The sequence below is a fragment of the Marinimicrobium locisalis genome, assembly GCF_039822625.1.
In the GTDB taxonomy this organism is placed as follows: Bacteria; Pseudomonadota; Gammaproteobacteria; order Pseudomonadales; family Cellvibrionaceae; genus Marinimicrobium; species Marinimicrobium locisalis.
In genome coordinates this window covers 13,915-29,817 of the sequence record NZ_JBDLLG010000015.1, presented here as the reverse complement: position 1 = coordinate 29,817, position 15,903 = coordinate 13,915, and the positions used below count along the sequence as shown (strand labels likewise).

Annotated in this window: 14 protein-coding genes; 6 read left to right on the top strand and 8 right to left on the bottom strand. The window is 58.0% G+C overall.

What is annotated here, in order from left to right; translation table 11 throughout:
• Window positions 1–160: 160 nt before the first annotated feature.
• Window positions 161–1,198 carry a ferrochelatase gene (gene hemH / locus AAE514_RS10840; RefSeq protein WP_347331559.1) on the bottom strand — a complete coding sequence of 346 codons (1,038 nt, stop codon included), beginning with the start codon at window positions 1,196–1,198 and terminating at the stop codon, window positions 161–163.
• Window positions 1,199–1,331: 133 nt separating this feature from the next.
• Between hemH and AAE514_RS10835 the strand changes: the two genes are divergently transcribed.
• Entirely contained in the window at window positions 1,332–1,778 is a 447-nt protein-coding gene (locus tag AAE514_RS10835) for a thiol-disulfide oxidoreductase DCC family protein (protein ID WP_347331558.1), read from the top strand.
• 77 nt (window positions 1,779–1,855) lie between these two features.
• Here the strand turns inward: AAE514_RS10835 and AAE514_RS10830 are convergent, their stop codons facing one another.
• Both AAE514_RS10830 and AAE514_RS10825 read right to left on the bottom strand, forming a co-directional pair.
• Window positions 1,856–3,034 (bottom strand): PQQ-dependent sugar dehydrogenase, encoded by a 1,179-nt coding sequence (locus AAE514_RS10830; protein WP_347331557.1) that lies wholly within the window; start codon window positions 3,032–3,034, stop codon window positions 1,856–1,858.
• Window positions 3,035–3,203: 169 nt separating this feature from the next.
• Window positions 3,204–4,346 carry an endo-1,4-beta-xylanase gene (locus AAE514_RS10825; RefSeq protein WP_347331556.1) on the bottom strand — a complete coding sequence of 381 codons (1,143 nt, stop codon included), beginning with the start codon at window positions 4,344–4,346 and terminating at the stop codon, window positions 3,204–3,206.
• Between the two features lie 435 nt (window positions 4,347–4,781).
• On the opposite strand from AAE514_RS10825, the gene pip reads away from it, so the two are divergent.
• The 3 genes from pip (at window position 4,782) to AAE514_RS10810 (ending at window position 6,848) form a co-directional block, all read left to right on the top strand.
• Window positions 4,782–5,753: a prolyl aminopeptidase gene (gene pip / locus AAE514_RS10820; protein WP_347331555.1), complete on the top strand. Its 972-nt coding sequence runs from the start codon at window positions 4,782–4,784 to the stop codon at window positions 5,751–5,753.
• A 9-nt stretch (window positions 5,754–5,762) separates the two neighbouring features.
• Complete coding sequence (gene dtd, locus AAE514_RS10815; RefSeq protein ID WP_347331554.1) at window positions 5,763–6,200, top strand: D-aminoacyl-tRNA deacylase; 438 nt, start codon at window positions 5,763–5,765, stop codon at window positions 6,198–6,200.
• A 192-nt stretch (window positions 6,201–6,392) separates the two neighbouring features.
• Window positions 6,393–6,848, top strand: a complete 456-nt coding sequence (locus AAE514_RS10810) for a protease complex subunit PrcB family protein (protein ID WP_347331553.1) — start codon at window positions 6,393–6,395, stop codon at window positions 6,846–6,848.
• Window positions 6,849–6,918: 70 nt separating this feature from the next.
• On the opposite strand, the gene AAE514_RS10805 is transcribed toward AAE514_RS10810, so the two are convergent.
• Window positions 6,919–8,907, bottom strand: coding sequence for an alpha/beta hydrolase family protein (locus tag AAE514_RS10805; protein WP_347331552.1), 1,989 nt, complete (start codon window positions 8,905–8,907; stop codon window positions 6,919–6,921).
• Window positions 8,908–9,420: 513 nt separating this feature from the next.
• On the opposite strand from AAE514_RS10805, the gene AAE514_RS10800 reads away from it, so the two are divergent.
• A complete protein-coding gene (locus tag AAE514_RS10800; RefSeq protein WP_347331551.1) occupies window positions 9,421–10,386 on the top strand; it encodes a hypothetical protein in 966 nt (321 codons plus the stop codon).
• A 192-nt stretch (window positions 10,387–10,578) separates the two neighbouring features.
• On the opposite strand, the gene ubiB is transcribed toward AAE514_RS10800, so the two are convergent.
• The 4 genes from ubiB to AAE514_RS10780 all read right to left on the bottom strand — a co-directional run bounded on the left by ubiB (window position 10,579) and on the right by AAE514_RS10780 (window position 15,006).
• Window positions 10,579–12,243: a ubiquinone biosynthesis regulatory protein kinase UbiB gene (gene ubiB, locus AAE514_RS10795; RefSeq protein ID WP_347331550.1), complete on the bottom strand. Its 1,665-nt coding sequence runs from the start codon at window positions 12,241–12,243 to the stop codon at window positions 10,579–10,581.
• Window positions 12,244–12,245: 2 nt separating this feature from the next.
• Window positions 12,246–12,878 (bottom strand): ubiquinone biosynthesis accessory factor UbiJ, encoded by a 633-nt coding sequence (locus AAE514_RS10790; RefSeq protein WP_347331549.1) that lies wholly within the window; start codon window positions 12,876–12,878, stop codon window positions 12,246–12,248.
• A 1-nt stretch (window position 12,879) separates the two neighbouring features.
• On the bottom strand, window positions 12,880–13,629 hold the full coding sequence (gene ubiE / locus AAE514_RS10785; RefSeq protein ID WP_347331548.1) for a bifunctional demethylmenaquinone methyltransferase/2-methoxy-6-polyprenyl-1,4-benzoquinol methylase UbiE: 750 nt from the start codon (window positions 13,627–13,629) through the stop codon (window positions 12,880–12,882).
• Between the two features lie 75 nt (window positions 13,630–13,704).
• Complete coding sequence (locus AAE514_RS10780) at window positions 13,705–15,006, bottom strand: aspartyl protease family protein (protein WP_347331547.1); 1,302 nt, start codon at window positions 15,004–15,006, stop codon at window positions 13,705–13,707.
• Window positions 15,007–15,128: 122 nt separating this feature from the next.
• Between AAE514_RS10780 and AAE514_RS10775 the strand changes: the two genes are divergently transcribed.
• Complete coding sequence (locus AAE514_RS10775) at window positions 15,129–15,890, top strand: response regulator transcription factor (RefSeq protein WP_347331546.1); 762 nt, start codon at window positions 15,129–15,131, stop codon at window positions 15,888–15,890.
• Window positions 15,891–15,903 lie beyond the last annotated feature (13 nt).

Here is a 15,903-nt window from a genome sequence, read left to right as displayed (position 1 = left end):
TGACAGTCAAATCGTGGTGGTGCGCTGCCGCACCGAAAGCTCAGGCGAAAGCCTATCACGCTTGCCGACTGAGCGGACACTTTGACTGCCAAAAGTGAGAATTGTTTCGGGTTTTATCCCGGTGGTCTCCGTCGCCGTTGGCTGTTTCTTGGGGCCGTGATTACAACTCCCGGCGAAGCACATCCACAATCGCCGCAATATGATCATCCCGGTCATTCAAAGCGGGAATATAGTGATAGTGCTCCCCACCGGCCTCCATAAAGTAATCCCGGTTCTCCACCTCCAGCTCTTCCAATGTCTCCAGACAATCCGCGCTAAAGGCGGGCGAGAGAATGGCGATGTGTTTGACTCCGTCCTTGGGCAGTTGCTTGAGGGTTTCATCGGTGTAGGGCTTGAGCCATTCCTCCCGACCGAAGCGGGACTGAAAAGTCGTCATACACTGGGACTCCTCCAGCCCCAGCTTCTCTCGCACCAGCCGTGTGGTTTTGTGGCAGAGGCAGTGGTACGGGTCCCCGTTGTCGAGGTAACGTTTCGGGGTGCCGTGGTAGGAGAACAAAAACTTCTCCGGCATGCCATGCTGGTTGATATGATCCTGCACACTTTGGGCCAGGGCGCTGATGTACAGTGGGTTGTCCACGTAGCCGTTGATAAAGCTAAGTGATGGCACCCAGCGCCAGGTTTTCAGCTCGTCGGCCAGGGCATCGAAGGTAGAGGCGGTAGTGGGGGCGGCGTACTGCGGGTAGAGGGGCAGCACTACAATGCGCCGCGTGCCCAGCTCCTGAAACTCGCGCATCACCTCGGCGATGGACGGGCTGCCGTAGCGCATGGCCAGTTTTACGACCACCTCATTCCCCAGGGCTTGCTGCACCGCCTCGCGTTGACGCTTACTGATCACCATCAAGGGCGAGCCGTCGTCGGTCCACACCGACGCGTAGGCTTCGGCCGACTTTTTGGGCCGAACCCGCAAAATAACCCCATGCAGGATAAGCTTCCATAGCAAGCGCGGAACTTCGATCACTCGGGGGTCGGAGAGAAACTCTGCCAAATAGCGACGCAGGGCGGGTGGGGTCGGAGCATCCGGTGTGCCCAGGTTGGTCAGCAGCACACCGGTTTTGCGTTGCACCGCGCGGGTCTCTTCCGTGGGGTTGTGGAATCGCTCCTCTACGCGGTCGTTGACGGCTCTATAGCCCTGGCTCATGGGGTCTCCTGATTCATTGACGTCGCTGGTCTTTCAACATACCCACTCAGTACGGATAAATCCACCGGGTGGATGCCTTGATCCAGCCCTTTCTCCGCAGCGTATTGTATTCGGTAGCGAAAGAGGTGTAACCGTGTTTGAACCCAAGACTGCGAATGGCCTCGGGGAGCAACCCGTTGTGGAACTGACTCGACAGCCGGCGATGACCACGCTGTATTACGACGGGCTCTGCCCCCTGTGCCGGAAAGAAATGAAACTGTTGGCTCTCTACAAGAACGAGGGTTTGCGGTTGCTGGATATCCACCGTCAGTGGCAGCGGCCCGCCAGCCAGCGGGAGGCCATGCTTCGCCAGCTGCACTTGAGGCTGCCCGATGGCACCTGGCTCAAGGGTGTGGAGGCCAGTGTTGAGGCGTGGCGTCATACTCGTTTTGGCCGCTGGCTGAGGCTGTTGCGCTGGCGGCCCGTGGCGCCGATGGTGGACAAACTGTATCAACGGTGGGCCGAACGTCGGTTCGAGCGGTTGTACGGCCGAGGTAAGTATCTGTGTCGACTGCCTGAGGAGGCGGACAATGACCCCTGACGGCTCGCTGTGGTATTGAGTTTCGTGGGCAAGGGATGGAGGCGGGAGCAGACCCGCCCGCATCGCCATTGCCGGTTCTACTCGGTCGTCTCCTCGGCCGGCTCCACCTTGAGGATGGCACCGTTGCTGTCGTCGGTGAGCAGATAGAGATTGCCATCCGGCCCCTGAACGATATCGCGAAGGCGTTTGCCGATAGTCTCATCGAACATTCGCTCCTCATGGGTGACCTTGTCGCCATCCAGCTCCAGCCGGGCCACCAGCTCAAACTTCAAGGCCGTGACCAACAAGTTGCCTTTCCACTGGGGAAACTGGTCGCCGGTATAAAATGTCATGCCGGCGTTGGCAATGGAGGGGACCCAATAGTGGATGGGTTGTTCCATGCCTTCCTTGTGAGTCCCGATGCCGATCTCTCCGCCGCCGTACTGCTCCCCGTAGGTGATGACGGGCCAGCCGTAGTTTTTACCGGCGAGGGTAATGTTGATCTCATCGCCCCCCTGGGGGCCGTGTTCGCCGGTCCATAGTTCGCGGGTTTGGGGGTGCAGGTCGGCACCCTGAATGTTGCGGTGGCCATAGGACCATATTTCCGGCAGGGCCCCTTTGGTATCCACGAACGGGTTGTCTTCCGGCACGCTGCCATCGGGATGGATACGGGCCACGGTACCGATATGGCTGTCGAGCTTTTGCGGGTAGTTATCATCAAAGTCCTGCTGGCGATCACCCATGGTAATAAACAGGGTGCCATCGTCCCTAAATACCAGCCGTGACCCGAAGTGGCCGTTACTCTTTACCTTCGGCTTCTGGCTGAAAATAACCTCCACCTCTGACAACTGCTCCATGGCATCCGCCAGCAGCTTGCCGCGGGCGACGGCGGTACTGGTTTTCCCGCCCTTGCCGGGCTCGGAAAAGGCAAAATACACCCAGCGGTTCTCGGAAAAGTTCGGGTCCAGCTTAACGTCCAGCAGCCCACCTTGGCCGCGGCTGATAATCTCCGGCAGGCCTTTTAGGGCGGGCCCTTTTTCGCCTTCCGGGGTAACCACCCGCATTTGGCCGGCGCGCTCGGTGACCAGCATGTCGCCGTTGGGGAGAAAGTCGAGGCCCCAAGGGTTTTTTAGCCCGTCGGTCACGGTGGTGACTTTAAGGTCGGCCTTTTCTGTTTCCACCGAGGTCACGGACTCGTCCGCGAGGCAGGCGCTGGCCGTTAGGCCCAGAGCGGCCGAGGCCAGGAGGGGAGCAAACCGTTTAAGCAGCGAAGCCATTGAGGATCTCCTTCGTTAGCGTGAAGTCATGACCGGTATACGTCACCTGCCCGGCGCGGAACCACCGGGACGGGCGCGTGGTGCTAAAGCGGTCGTGGGATTGTGGCGTAAGCCTAGCACACCCTGTGTGAAGAAAAGTTAAGCGGGGGCCGTTGGCCCCCGGCGGGCCTTAGCGCTTTAAATCGGAAACCGCGAAGTAGGCGGGCTTGGGCTGTAGCTCTCGGTCGAACAGCAAGGGGTAGTTGGTGCGGCCGCCGACCGGGAAATTGTTTTTCCAGGATTCGCCGTCGTGGGTACCCCACAGGGTGATGCGGTCAATCTTGTCCCGATGTTTAAGGAATAGTTTGAACATCTCCACATACCGCTCGGTGAGCTGCTCCTGGACGTCCCCCGGCAAGCCACCGGGATAGGGGTTGAGCTCGTCCGAGTACTCGAAACTGTCGGAAATTTCCGCGCCGGTGTGCTCCCAGGCCACCGGCAGCACGTCCACTTCCAGCTCGGTGCAGTGAATGCGCATGCCTTCGGCGGCGTAGGCTTCGATGCTGGCCTCGAACTCGTCCAGGTCGGGATAGTCGAGCCCCACGTGGCTTTGCAAGCCCACGCCGTGGATGGGTACGCCGCGCTCTTTATAGTCGCGAAGCACCTCGACGAGAAATTTCCGCTTGCCGGGATTGTGCATGTTGTAGTCGTTATACAGAAGCTGAGCGTCCGGCTCCATTTCATGAGCCAGGCGGAAAGCCCGTTCGATGTAGTCGGCGTTGCCCATGGTTTTGTACCACGCGCTTTGCCGCCAGCCCTTGTCTTCATCAATGGCTTCGTTGACCACGTCCCAGATTTTGATCTTGCCCTGGTAGCGGCTCATCAGAGTGCGGATGTGGGTGTCCATGCGCTCAATCAGCTCGGCGCGGTCGATAGGGCTGCCGTCGGGGTAAGTAAAGAAGTCCTTGGGGGTTTGGGAATGCCAGACCAGGGCGTGGCCGACAATGGTCATGTCGTTCTCCACCCCGAAGTTGACGAAGCGGTCCGCCAGCTCCCAGTCCCACTCGCCCTGCTGGGGTTGAACCAGGCCGGACTTCATGCAGTTTTCCGCGGTAATGGCGTTGAACTCGCGCTTGATCAGGGCTTTTAGGTGCTGGTTGTCGTTCTCCAGCGTGGCATTGCTGATGGCCGTGCCCACCAGGAAGTCATCTTGGTATTGCTGGGCCAGACCCGTGCGCTTGGCGGCGGTTTGGATGGCGCAGGCCTTGATGTTAGCCAGGGCGGCCAGTGAGGCGCTGCCCAGTAGGAAGTTACGGCGGGAAATAGAAGTCATAACAACGGCCTTTTTCTGATAGTTGGAGCCCGAAGGGTGCCGGGCTTGTCTTATATTCGTGAGGACCATTAAAGCATGCTTGCCCCCAGTGGAAAAGAGGGATTAGCCGCCTTGGGTCTGCCGAGCGGGGACGCAGACGCGCCTCACCCCCGTGGCGGTAAGAGGGTTTTGACCCTGCTTATGGTGTGTTAGAAAGCATAGCAAACGTGGAGCCCAGCCTCTAAAAATTAGGTTATTTGAAGGTTATTAGGGGCATGGTTCACGCTCCCGGGAAGTCGCCATATGCGATTGGATGCGTTGCGGCGGTAACTCCACTACACTAGGTTATAACGAAGATTCGGCGGGCGAGAATTCGGGGCCGGTTCGCGACCGTTTATTGTCCGCTGACCATTAACTGCACGATGTACGGCGGTGCCACAGCAGCAAAAGGCGATTATGCACATTTACTATCCGGAAATTAAACCGTTTCAGCGCCACCAAGTGCCCGTTGGGGGCGGCCATGAGCTCTACGTGGATGAATCGGGCAGCCCCGACGGTATTCCCATTTTGTTCGTCCATGGCGGCCCCGGAGCTGGGTGCGGCAAGTATGACCGGCGGTATTTTGATCCCGACTCTTACCGCATCATTTTGTTTGACCAGCGTGGTTGTGGCCGCTCGACCCCTCACGCCAGTTTGGAGCAAAACCACACCCAGGCTCTGGTGGAGGATATGGAAGTGATTCGCCAGTACCTGGGGGTGGAAAAGTGGGCCCTGTTCGGGGGCTCCTGGGGCTCGACCCTAAGTTTGGTCTATGCCGAGACCCACCCGGAGCGGGTGTTGGGGATGATTTTGCGGGGGATTTTTCTGGTTCGTCCGCAGGATTTGGAATGGTTTTACCAGGGCGGCGCGGCCCATGTGTTCCCCGATTACTGGCAAGATTTCCTGCACCCCATCGACTCTTCCCGGCGGGATGATTTGCTCAGTGCCTACCACGAGATTTTGACCGGGGATAATGACCTGCTGAAAATGTCCGCCGCCAAAGCCTGGTCCATGTGGGAGGGCCGGTGCGCCACTCTGCGCCCCAGTCACGAGGTGGTGGAATCCTTCTCCAAACCCCATCGGGCGCTGTCGTTGGCCTGCATCGAGGCGCACTATTTTATTAACCAAGCGTTTCTGGAACCGGACCAGATCGTACGCGACGCCCACCGCTTGTCGGGAATTCCGGGCACTATTGTGCACGGGCGCTACGATATGGTCTGCCCGCTGGATAATGCCTTCGCCCTGCAAAAAGCGTGGCCCGAGGCGGAGCTGCAGATTGTTCGGGAGGCCGGGCACTCCGCCTCGGAGCCCGGCACGGTGGATGCGCTGATCCGAGCCACCGACGCGCTGGCCCGCGAGATTCTGCACGAAGAAGACAACCTGGCCTAGGCGCGCGGCATGTTGGGATTGATTCAGCGCGTTACCCAAGCTAGCGTCGTGGTGGATGAACGGGAGGTGGGGGCCATTGGTTCCGGCCTGCTGGTGTTGCTCGGGGTGGAGAAGGACGACACTCCAGCCAAGGCCGATGCCTTGCTGAAAAAGCTTCTGGGGTATCGGGTCTTTGCTGATGAGGCGGGGAAAATGAACCTCAACCTACAGCAGACCGGGGGTGGCTTGCTCATTGTTTCCCAGTTCACCTTGGCGGCGGATACCCGCAAAGGCCTGCGACCGAGTTTTTCCAGTGCCGGGTCACCCGCGTTGGCGGAGGAGCTCTACAACCGCTTCGTGGCGCACGCTCGGGAAAAACATGACCCCGTGGCTACCGGAATTTTCGCCGCCGATATGCAGGTCAATCTGCAAAATGACGGCCCCGTGACCTTTATGTTAAGCGCCTAAAGTGGAGCGAATAGTCGGTAACCCCACCGTTTCGTGAAACGCGGCGCCACCATCTGTTTAGAGTGTGACGCCTGTCATTTTAAACTCCCTTGCGAGCGCAATAATCTCTTCTACACTCTGATGGCCCGCCTAACAACCTGTGAGTAGAGCTGGGCGCCAAACCATTGATTCCCTACGTAAACGGAGGTTGTTATGACTCGATTATCGGTGATTGGGTGTAGTCTGTTGCTGAGTCTTTCTTTTAGCAGTGCTTGGGCTGGCGGCAGCTGCGGCAAGCTGTCCGTGGAGACCTTAACCTCTGGCTTCTACAACCAGTATGTGACGGAGAAGCGGTATGTTCCGGCCCGTACCGAGGCCGAAGTGGAGGAGCTGGAAAAACTGGTGGGCACCAGCTTTGATGTGGACCTCTCGGAGCAGATGGTGCTCGGTGCTTTTATGGGGCAGCGCAACTCCGGGGGTTACTCGATCGAAGTGACCAAAGCCTGGGAGTCTGACGAGGCGCTTCATGTGAAAGTGCTCCTGACTTCCCCCGGGCCGACCTGCCCGGTCACTCTGGCGATTACCTCTCCCTACGAGGTGGTGGCGCTTCCCGCCGTGGATAAAGAGCTCGAAGTACACGAGCGTACCGAAGTGCGTCGCTGTCGCTAGCCCTCCTATTTGTCACTAAGCTCGGCTCTGGCGGGGTGGCGGCGAGCGCCCCCCGCTCAGGGCAGCGTGGTTATTGCTTAGCCAGCGCCGGGCTCTCTCCCAGGTGTTGTTTCAAAAACCGCTCCAGCGCGCGGAGCGTCGCCAGCCGGTCCTCGTTTTGGGTCAAGTAGTGGTTGGCTCCTTCCAGTTCAATATACTCAAACGAGCCGTCCGCGTCCTCAAGGGCTTTGGCCATGTCCTGGCTGTGGCTTACCCGCACTTGTTCGTCCTGCGTGCCGTGCACCAGCATCACGGGCACTTTAATGTCTGAAGCCAGATTCACCGGCGATACGGCTTTGAGCTGCTTGCGGTCGTCGCCGATCTGCAAGTCCACGACATCGGTTTTAGAGTAACGGTTGCTGTACCGCTGCGTTAAAGCCAAAACGTCGCTCACGCCCGCGAAGCTAAAGGCGCAGCGGTAAAAGTCCGGTGTTTTGGCCACACCCATCAGGGCGGCATAACCGCCGTAACTGCCGCCGACGATACAGATTTTTTCCGGGTCGGCGATGCCGTCCTTAATCATTTTCAACGCCCCGTCCTGCACGTCATCCTGCATTTCCTTACCCCAGTTTTTTAAACCGGCCTGCATAAAAGCGGCGCCTTTGCCGGAAGAGCCGCGAAAGTTCATTTGCAAGACGGCGTAGCCGCGGTTGGCCATTAACTGTGTCCAGTAATTGAATCCGTGGGTGGTCTGAGAGATAGGCCCGCCGTGGGGGAACACCACCGTGGGAACGGGCTTGTCGGTATAGCCCTCGGGTAGTGTCAGAAACGCTTCAATTTCCAGCCCGTCGCGCGCTTTGTAATGGTAGGGCTTTTGGGGCTGCATTTTCTCGGGGGGAAGCTGCTGGTAGCGGTAAGCGATCGCATCCAGTGAGCCGGCCTCCCGGTCGCCCAGGAAGTAGGTGCCCGAATCCGTATCGCTGGAGGCCAGCACCAGGTACTTCTGCTCGTCATCACTAAAGTTGATAATGTAGTTCTTGGTATCGGGCAGCACCTTGTTGATGGCAGCTTGAAATTGAGTGTACTCGTCTTTCCAGAAAGTGAAGCCTTGGCCATGGGTGTGAGAAATGCCGATAACCTCACCGGTTTTTGGGGAGTAAAGCAGTCTGCCGTTTACATCGCTTTCAGGGTCCGCGTAGACCAGTTCACGGGTTAAGGGCTCTTCGTCGAGGTCCACTTTGAAAACGGCACGCAACCCCTCATGGTAAGCGGAAATGTATAGAATGTTCGGGTCTTGGCCGAAACCGAGCGGGGAAACGGTTTCCTCGGAGAATACCTGGTACTCCCACAAGGTGCGCCAATCATCCTCTTCGGTATCGCGCACGCGCACACCGACTTGGGTTTCATCATAGGTTTGCGACAGACGCACGCGCTGTTGCTGGTCGGTCATCCAGCTGTAGACATTGTTCTCTGGGGGATGAAACCGGGTGACTTTGCGGTCGTCGAGGTTGACTTTGTAGATCAGTGGGTCGATTGAACGACGGGTGCCCCTGATGCCGGAAACATGACCGGTCATTTGCATGAGGATGTGGTCTTCGTCATTGTGGAGCATGTCGATCACGTGATCTTTGCGAAAGGGCGGGACATCGAACTGACTCAGGAAACGCCCCGACAATGCCGGCTGCACCTTGCCGGTTTTGACGTTGATGGTCATCAACGTGGTTTCCCGGCTGCTGGACCTGAAGCCCGCCTGGGGGCGGTAGCGCACCTCGGGGTACATGGCGCCCACCAATAGGTGCTCGTTGCTCGCCCAGTGCAGCCAGGTAATGGCGTACTTTTCGTTTTTTGCGCTAAGGGGGAAGGTTCTTTCGCCCGTCTCCAGGTCCACAATGTTAACGCTTCGCCCGCTCATTTCTTCCGTTTCCACCCGCACGGTAGACGCCAAGTGGCGCCCGTCGGGAGAGAGCTTCATGTGTTGCACATCGGGAAGGCTGCCAAAGGCTTCCAGGGGCAGGCGCTCGGCGTGGGTGCTTAGGGAGAAGAAACAGAAAAACAGAAGGGTGTAATAAAATGGGCGCACAGAATCGCTCCTTGTCTGTTGATATTAGTATTCAGTTGGTATTAGTCAGATGGCATTAGAAAGTACCGACTTCTTGTCCCTTATTTGGATCCAGCACTTATGGTTAGGCTAACTTTAAGGTTTTAACTTGTCAATCTTTACAAACCGCGGGCCCTGCTCCTGTGGGAAGTGTCGGACGCAATGCATGCCATTCCCTCACCGGCGCAAAATCAGAACCGCTAGCCCCAGAGACAGCAGCGCCCAGCTCTCCGCGGGAATGAGGATACTTCTCCAGCCACTCCGGGGCGTAGCGCTGGAGCTTCGTGCAGAGGGGGTTGGCACAAAAATAGTCATGAGGGGTACGCAAAGTAACTTTCAAGCCGTGGATGCCAGTTATTCGGTATGGCAGGGAAAAATAGAGATGCCCTAGAGTGTCCTTCTTAAAGCAGCTTGCTAGACACTCCCTCCCCTGAAAAGGTAACGTACAAAAAATAAGTCAATGGCATAAAACTTTCAAAGAAGGAAGTTGCTCCGATGAGGAGAACAATAATAGCAATCGCGGCCGCAGCTTTGACTGCGGGTGCAGTCTACTACCATGTCGATGGCAATCAAGAGCGAGCGAGGGAAGAATCCAAGCCGACTCGGCCTGCATATAACGATACCCAAAAGCGTCGGTTTTCTAAGACTTCTGATGAGCAAGCAGGCTCGAGCGAGCAAAAATCGACACCTGAACAAAATCAAACTCCTAAAGAAACCCCTTCCCTCCCCCACTGGAAGAAGATTTTTAGCGACTATAAAGTTCCCCAAAAAAACTTTTCTGGTGAAGTGGATAGAATCCTGGAAACCATTAAAGACGATCCTTCTGGTAAACCAGAAAGAGGGCTTTTTAGAATCCTGGATTACTGTAGCCTCGCGGCGAAAAACAAGCAACAACTCCAGGAGTTAAAAGCGCTGCATGAAAAGACGTCATTAATGGAAGGTCGCGGTAATGGTGCTACCTTATACAATATTAATCGTGCTGTCAGTCGTTATAATGAGTGTAAAAGCCTTGAAGATAAAGATCTACAGGAGGCGTACGATTACCTGGAAGCGTCAGCTGCAAAAGGCGACCCCAAAGCCAAAACTGTCCTAGCCACTCTTTACGAGCCTAACGATTTTTCAAGCTGGACGAAGAAAGAAAAAGAAGCGTATCGGCACAAGATGACAAAAAATCTAGATGAGGCAAGAGCGAGCTGTGAGCCGCGAGCATTTCATGCCTACGCCCACGGATTAGGAGAGGGACACCTCTGGCAAGATGACAGCGACATTCCAAAAAATATAAGAACTTACTCAAATTTGCTCGTTCGTGGAATGATTTACGCCAATAAGAGTGAGGGCGCGGAAGGGATACTGGCGTCTGATCGAAATCAACTGAAATCCATAGCTTCAGAAATGACAAAAAACGAGGTTGCTGAATCAGAAAAATACGGCAGGGACCTATACGGCCAATCCTGTGAATAACAGTGTTGGCCACCTCGTATGCAAAGAACTTCGCAGCTTTTTTCTAAACGGAAAAGGGCCTATGAAGGGTGACCATAAAGAAATCGAAGGAAAAGAACGTAAATGATTTATAAAAGTACCTCTTGGCAGCAGTAAGCACCCTTGGTTTCGGATAGAAGCGGCGGTGGACCCGGAGCGAGTTTGGCCTCTTACTTATCGGCGCAGTATCAGAATAGCCAATCCCAGAGACAGCAGCGCCCAGCTTTCCGCGGGAATTTGGCCCCAGTCGAGTCGGTGTGCCCATTCCGCGAGCGAGCCGCCCAGGTGCGGCCAGGCGGTGAGGCCGGCACCGATCAGCGCCAGAGCGCCTATGACACTCCGGCGTCGAGAGTGGCGCTGAAGCTGCTGTTGGCGTTCCATTTCTTCGGTTTGAGCTTTCAACTGAATGGCTACCTGGCCCAGGTTCTGCATTTGTTGCAGGCTTCCGAATGCCAGGTCTGGGACTTGAGGAAACTTCTCCAGCCACTCCGGGGCGTAGCGCTGGAGCTCTGTCCAGAGCGACTTGGGGTTGAAACGGTTCTTGAGCCAGCGTTCCAAAAACGGATGGGCCGTGACCCACAGGTCCAGGTCCGGGTAAAGCTGGCGGCCCAGCCCCTCGATATTGAGCAGGGTTTTCTGTAGCAGTACCAGCTGTGGTTGTACTTCCATATCGAACCGACGGGCGGTGCGAAACAGGCTCATCAACAGATGGCCGAAGGAGATTTCCTTCAGGGGCTTTTCAAAAATCGGCTCGCACACGGTGCGTACCGCCGCTTCCAGTTCTTCCACGCGGGTGCCTTCCGGTACCCAACTACTCTGCACGTGCAGCTCGGCCACCTGGCGATAGTCCCGCCGGAACATGGCGAGCAGGTTGCGGGCCAGGTAGTACTGGTCTTCCCGGGTCAGGGAGCCGACAATCGCCATGTCCACCGCGATGTATTTCGGGTATATGGGGTTTTCCGTGGCGACGAAGATATTCCCCGGGTGCATGTCGGCGTGAAAGAAGTTGTGCTCGAACACCTGCTTAAAGAAAATTTCCACGCCGCGTTCGGCCAGGGCTTTCATGTCCGTGCCCTGGGCCTTCAGCTCATCAATGTGCGTTACGGGGATGCCGTGAATGCGCTCCATGACCAGGACATTATTGCGGGTATAATCCCAGTAGATTTCCGGCACGTAAAGCAGCGGCGAATCTATGAAATTGCGGCGCAACTGGGAGGCGTTGGCCGCTTCCCGCTGCAAGTCGAGTTCGTCAAAAATCGTGTTGCGGTAGTCGTGCACCACGTCCACCGGGTGCAGGCGCTTGCCGTCGATACTGTAACGCTCCACCCCCTGGGCTATCATCATTAACAGGCGAACGTCCTGCTCGATGACCCGCTCAATACCCGGGCGAACAATTTTGATCACCACCGGCGTGCCATCGTGCAGCGTGGCGCCGTGAACCTGAGCGACCGACGCCGAGGCCAGTGGCTCCTGTTCGTAGCTGGCAAAAATATCTTCTACTTTCTCCCCCAGCCCGCGCTCCAGCAGTTGGCGAAAGTGGTCTTTATCGAAAGGGGGTACCTTGTCCTGAAGCCGGTTCAGGTCGTCCATCATATCCACCGGCACCAGATCCGGCCGGGTCGATAGCAACTGACCGAACTTGATAAAAATCGGGCCGAGGTCTTCCAGTGCCCGGCGCAACCGCTCGCCGCGGCTCATCTTGCCGGCCGGTCGGAGCTTGCACGGCAGCAATAACAGGCGCACGTAAAAGGGCAGTTCGCCCCGGGGGATCAGCAAGTCGAGGCGGTAGCGCCAGATAACAAAACCGATGGTAATCAGACGACGCAGAACGACAAGCACGGTTATTCCTTAGGGTGACGGTGGGCGGTGAGCCGGGTGCGCAAATGCTCGAGACGCGCTTGGGCGCGGTCCACATCCAGCGCCAGCTCATCCACGGCTTGGTGAAAGTGATTCAGTTCTTCCGGCCCGACCAGTATGGCCGCCTCTTGGGTGAGGAATTCGCCCAGCAGGCGACGGGCTTCGGCTTCCCGGGCCGTCAGCCATTGCCCGCCGGTACGCAGCCATTCGGCGCCCTGGTGGCCGGCCACATCCCCGAGCCGCTCGCTCAGGGCTTCTTCCCAATCAATGTCCAGCTCACGGGTAATACGCTGCAACTCCTGAACCAGATGGGTGCTGCCTTCAAGTTGAATACCGGAGCCGGCCAGGGTGGTCTGTGCGCCGCGGGCCAAGCCCACAAAATCCTGCGCTCGGCCGGTGAGGCGGCTTTGAACCTCGCCCTCCCAGTGGCGGGTCAGCCGCAGGCCTTCGGCGCAGGGGTGAACGTACAGGGTCCACTCCGGTTGAGTGAACTGTAAAGCCAGCACTTGACCCTCAAGCCTTGCCAGGGCCTGGCGACTCGCCGGGTCATATTGCAAGGCTTTTTGGATCGCGGCTTCGGCGGCGCTCAGGGCCGCCATGGTCGCAGTCGTGGTCATATCAGGGTTTGATACCTTTGTGCAGCGCCACCACACCGCCGGTCATGTTGTGGTATTCGGTGTTTACAAATCCGGCCTTTTCCATCATGGCCTTTAAGGTCTCCTGGTCCGGGTGCATACGGATGGACTCGGCCAGGTAGCGGTAGCTGTCCGCGTCATTGGCGACTACTTTGCCCATAAAGGGCAGCAGCTTGAAGGAGTAGGCGTCATAGGCCTTTTCCAGCAGCGGGTTATCGGGCTTGGAGAACTCGAGCACCAGCAGTCGGCCGCCGGGTTTGAGCACCCGCAGCATGGAGGCCAGCGCCAGGTCCTTATCCGTGACGTTGCGCAGGCCAAAAGCGATGGTAATGCAGTCAAAGGTGTTATCGGGGAAGGGCAGGTACTGGGCGTCCGCCTGGGTATATTGCAGGTTACCGGCCACGCCCCGGTCGGTCAGCCGGTCCCGGCCGACGTTGAGCATGGACTCGTTGATATCCGCCAGCACCACCAGCCCCTCATCGCCCACGCGGCGGGCGAAGGCGTAACTCAAATCGCCCGTGCCTCCGGCAATATCCAGCACTTTCTGGCCCGCGCGCACGCCGGCCAGTTCGATGGTGAAACGCTTCCAGAGTCTATGGATACCGCCGGACATCAAATCATTCATGACGTCGTAACGGGCCGCCACCGAGTGGAACACATCGGCCACGCGCCCGGCTTTCTCCTCCACGGCCACTCGTTCGTAGCCAAAATCGGTGGTTTTTTTCTCACTCATGGGGATGTCCGCCCAGGGTCCGTTTTCGAAAACGCTCATTGTACACGCTAAGCCGGGGCCGGGTGATGGTTCTGCTTACGGGCGGGGCTGCAGCTTGAGCACATGCTGGTCCTGATCCACTTCGAACCGGAAGTTGCGCAATACGTTCATCCCCAGGAGGCCGTCGATGTCTCCCGGCAGGTTGAAGTCGAGCACGGCGATGGGGACATCCTCTAGCCGGTGTTCGCCGATTTGCAGACGCTCCACGCGATAGACCATGCCGCTGGAGGTGCCGCCAGCGGTGTTGAACAGCTGAGGCCCCAATTCGGTAAAGCGGGCCGAGGCGCTAACCCGGTCAAAGGCTTGTTGCGAGAGGGTAGTCAGACTGGCGCCGGTGTCGATCACCAAGCGAACCTGCGGCCCTCCGTCCAGGGTCAGGGGCAGGGCGTAGTGGTTGCCGATTGCTTCCAGGGCGATGCTGCCCACCGGAGGCGGCGGTGGGCGCCGAGCTTGAGAAGCGTCGGAGGAATTGTTCAGCAGCGCGGAGGCGTGGGAGCCCACCGTCGGATGGTCGGTCAAAGGCTTGAGCAGACGCTGCCCCGCCGCCGGTTCACCGTGGGCCAGATACAGTTGACCGAGACGTAATTGCTCCGCCGCCCGGCTCAGGTCGAGCTGCTCCAGCGTCTCGTAGAAGCTGATCAGCTCCTGCCAACGTTGTTCGGCCGCCAGTGGTTGGTCTACGGCGTGAACGAACCGATCGAACGCTTGGGTTACCTGGGAGCGCTGGGTGGGTTGGGCTTCGCTGTAGGAGTAAGCCAGTTGAAAAGTGCGGGCCGCCTCCGCCCAGTAGCCGGACTGTTGTTGGTGGCGAGATAGCAGCGTCAGCACGGCAACGTCGTCGTAGTGGACGGATAAAAAGCCCTCGGCCAGGCGGGTGAGGGCGACATCGTCTCCGGTACGCAGGTAACCCTCCAGGTATTCCAGAATTATTTGCCGCAGACGAGCCGCCGACTCAGCGCTTCGCCGCTCTACGCTCTGGTACAGATCCATGGCGGCGCCAAAGGCTCGGCTATCAAGGTGCTCGCGAAGAACGGCTTTCGAGTCTGGGGCCTCTTTATTCCGTGTTTTGCGTTCGAGAGCTTCTCCGCCGTCGCGGGTAGGCGCCACGGCGCCTTGTGTAGCCTTTTTTATGGACGTTGCATCGCGGGAGGTGGGGGCGATGCGTCGCTCGGGCAGTAAAGACTGGCCTGTGGCGTTGGGTGCGCGTTCTAGCGTCAGCGCCTGGGGGGCCTCGGAGCCGCCCGCCTCTGAAGCACCGCGCAGCCACCAGCCCGCGCCCAGACCGAGCGCGAGGAACAGTGCCGCAAACATAAAGGAGCGAGAGGCGTTTGAGAGCATGCCGGGGCCTGTCAGTGAATGTTTGCAGAGGTTACCGCAAAAATGTGAGTCGCGGCTATTGTGATTTTTATAATAATGAGTATGATTATCATTAAGGATCTCAAATGACAATCGGAGGTGACATGGAACCAACTCCCGAAGGGTTGCCCGTGGCGAGGGCACTGTGGGTAGGACGTGACGATGATCTGCACGCGGTGGTGCGGGCCCGCTTCCGAACGGAAGGCTGGGCTATTGCCAGCTGCCGGGCTGGGCAAGAAGCGTGTGATTGCGTCCTGCGAGCCGATGTGGATGTTTTGATTGTGGATGCTGACGCACCGAAGCTAAACCCCTGGAGCCTGCTGGCCGAGCTGAGGCAGTGGCAGAGCACGCCGGTAATTATGTTGGCGAACAACAGCAGTGTATGTGTAGACGCGCTTCGCAGAGGGGCGGATGACTTTCTGGCCAAGCCGGTGAATCCGGTAGAGCTGCTGGTGCGCAGCGAAGCGCTGTTGCGCCGGCTCAACGGCGCCACGGCTATGGATGCCTCTGAGCACGCCCTGACCCTGGGGCCATTGGTGCTCAGCCGGCGCGACCGGACGGTTCGGTACGACGAACGCTCGCTGCAACTGACGGCGATTCAGTTTAAGCTGTTGTGGAGCCTGGCGCGTCATCATAACAGCCTATTGCACAAAGCCGACCTTCACCGCTGGGTGCTCAATAAATCCTACTGCCGTGATGACCGGAGCATCGATATGCACTTGAGCCGAATCCGGAAAAAGCTGGTGGTCGCCGGAATGCCCGCCGATGCGATTCAAACCGTCCGGGGGCACGGCTATCGGTTGTCGCTTTTGCCTCCGGCGGGGGAACTGGCCCCCCGGGCCGAGCGGCGCGCCACGTTTACTTGATACCCGATAGCAA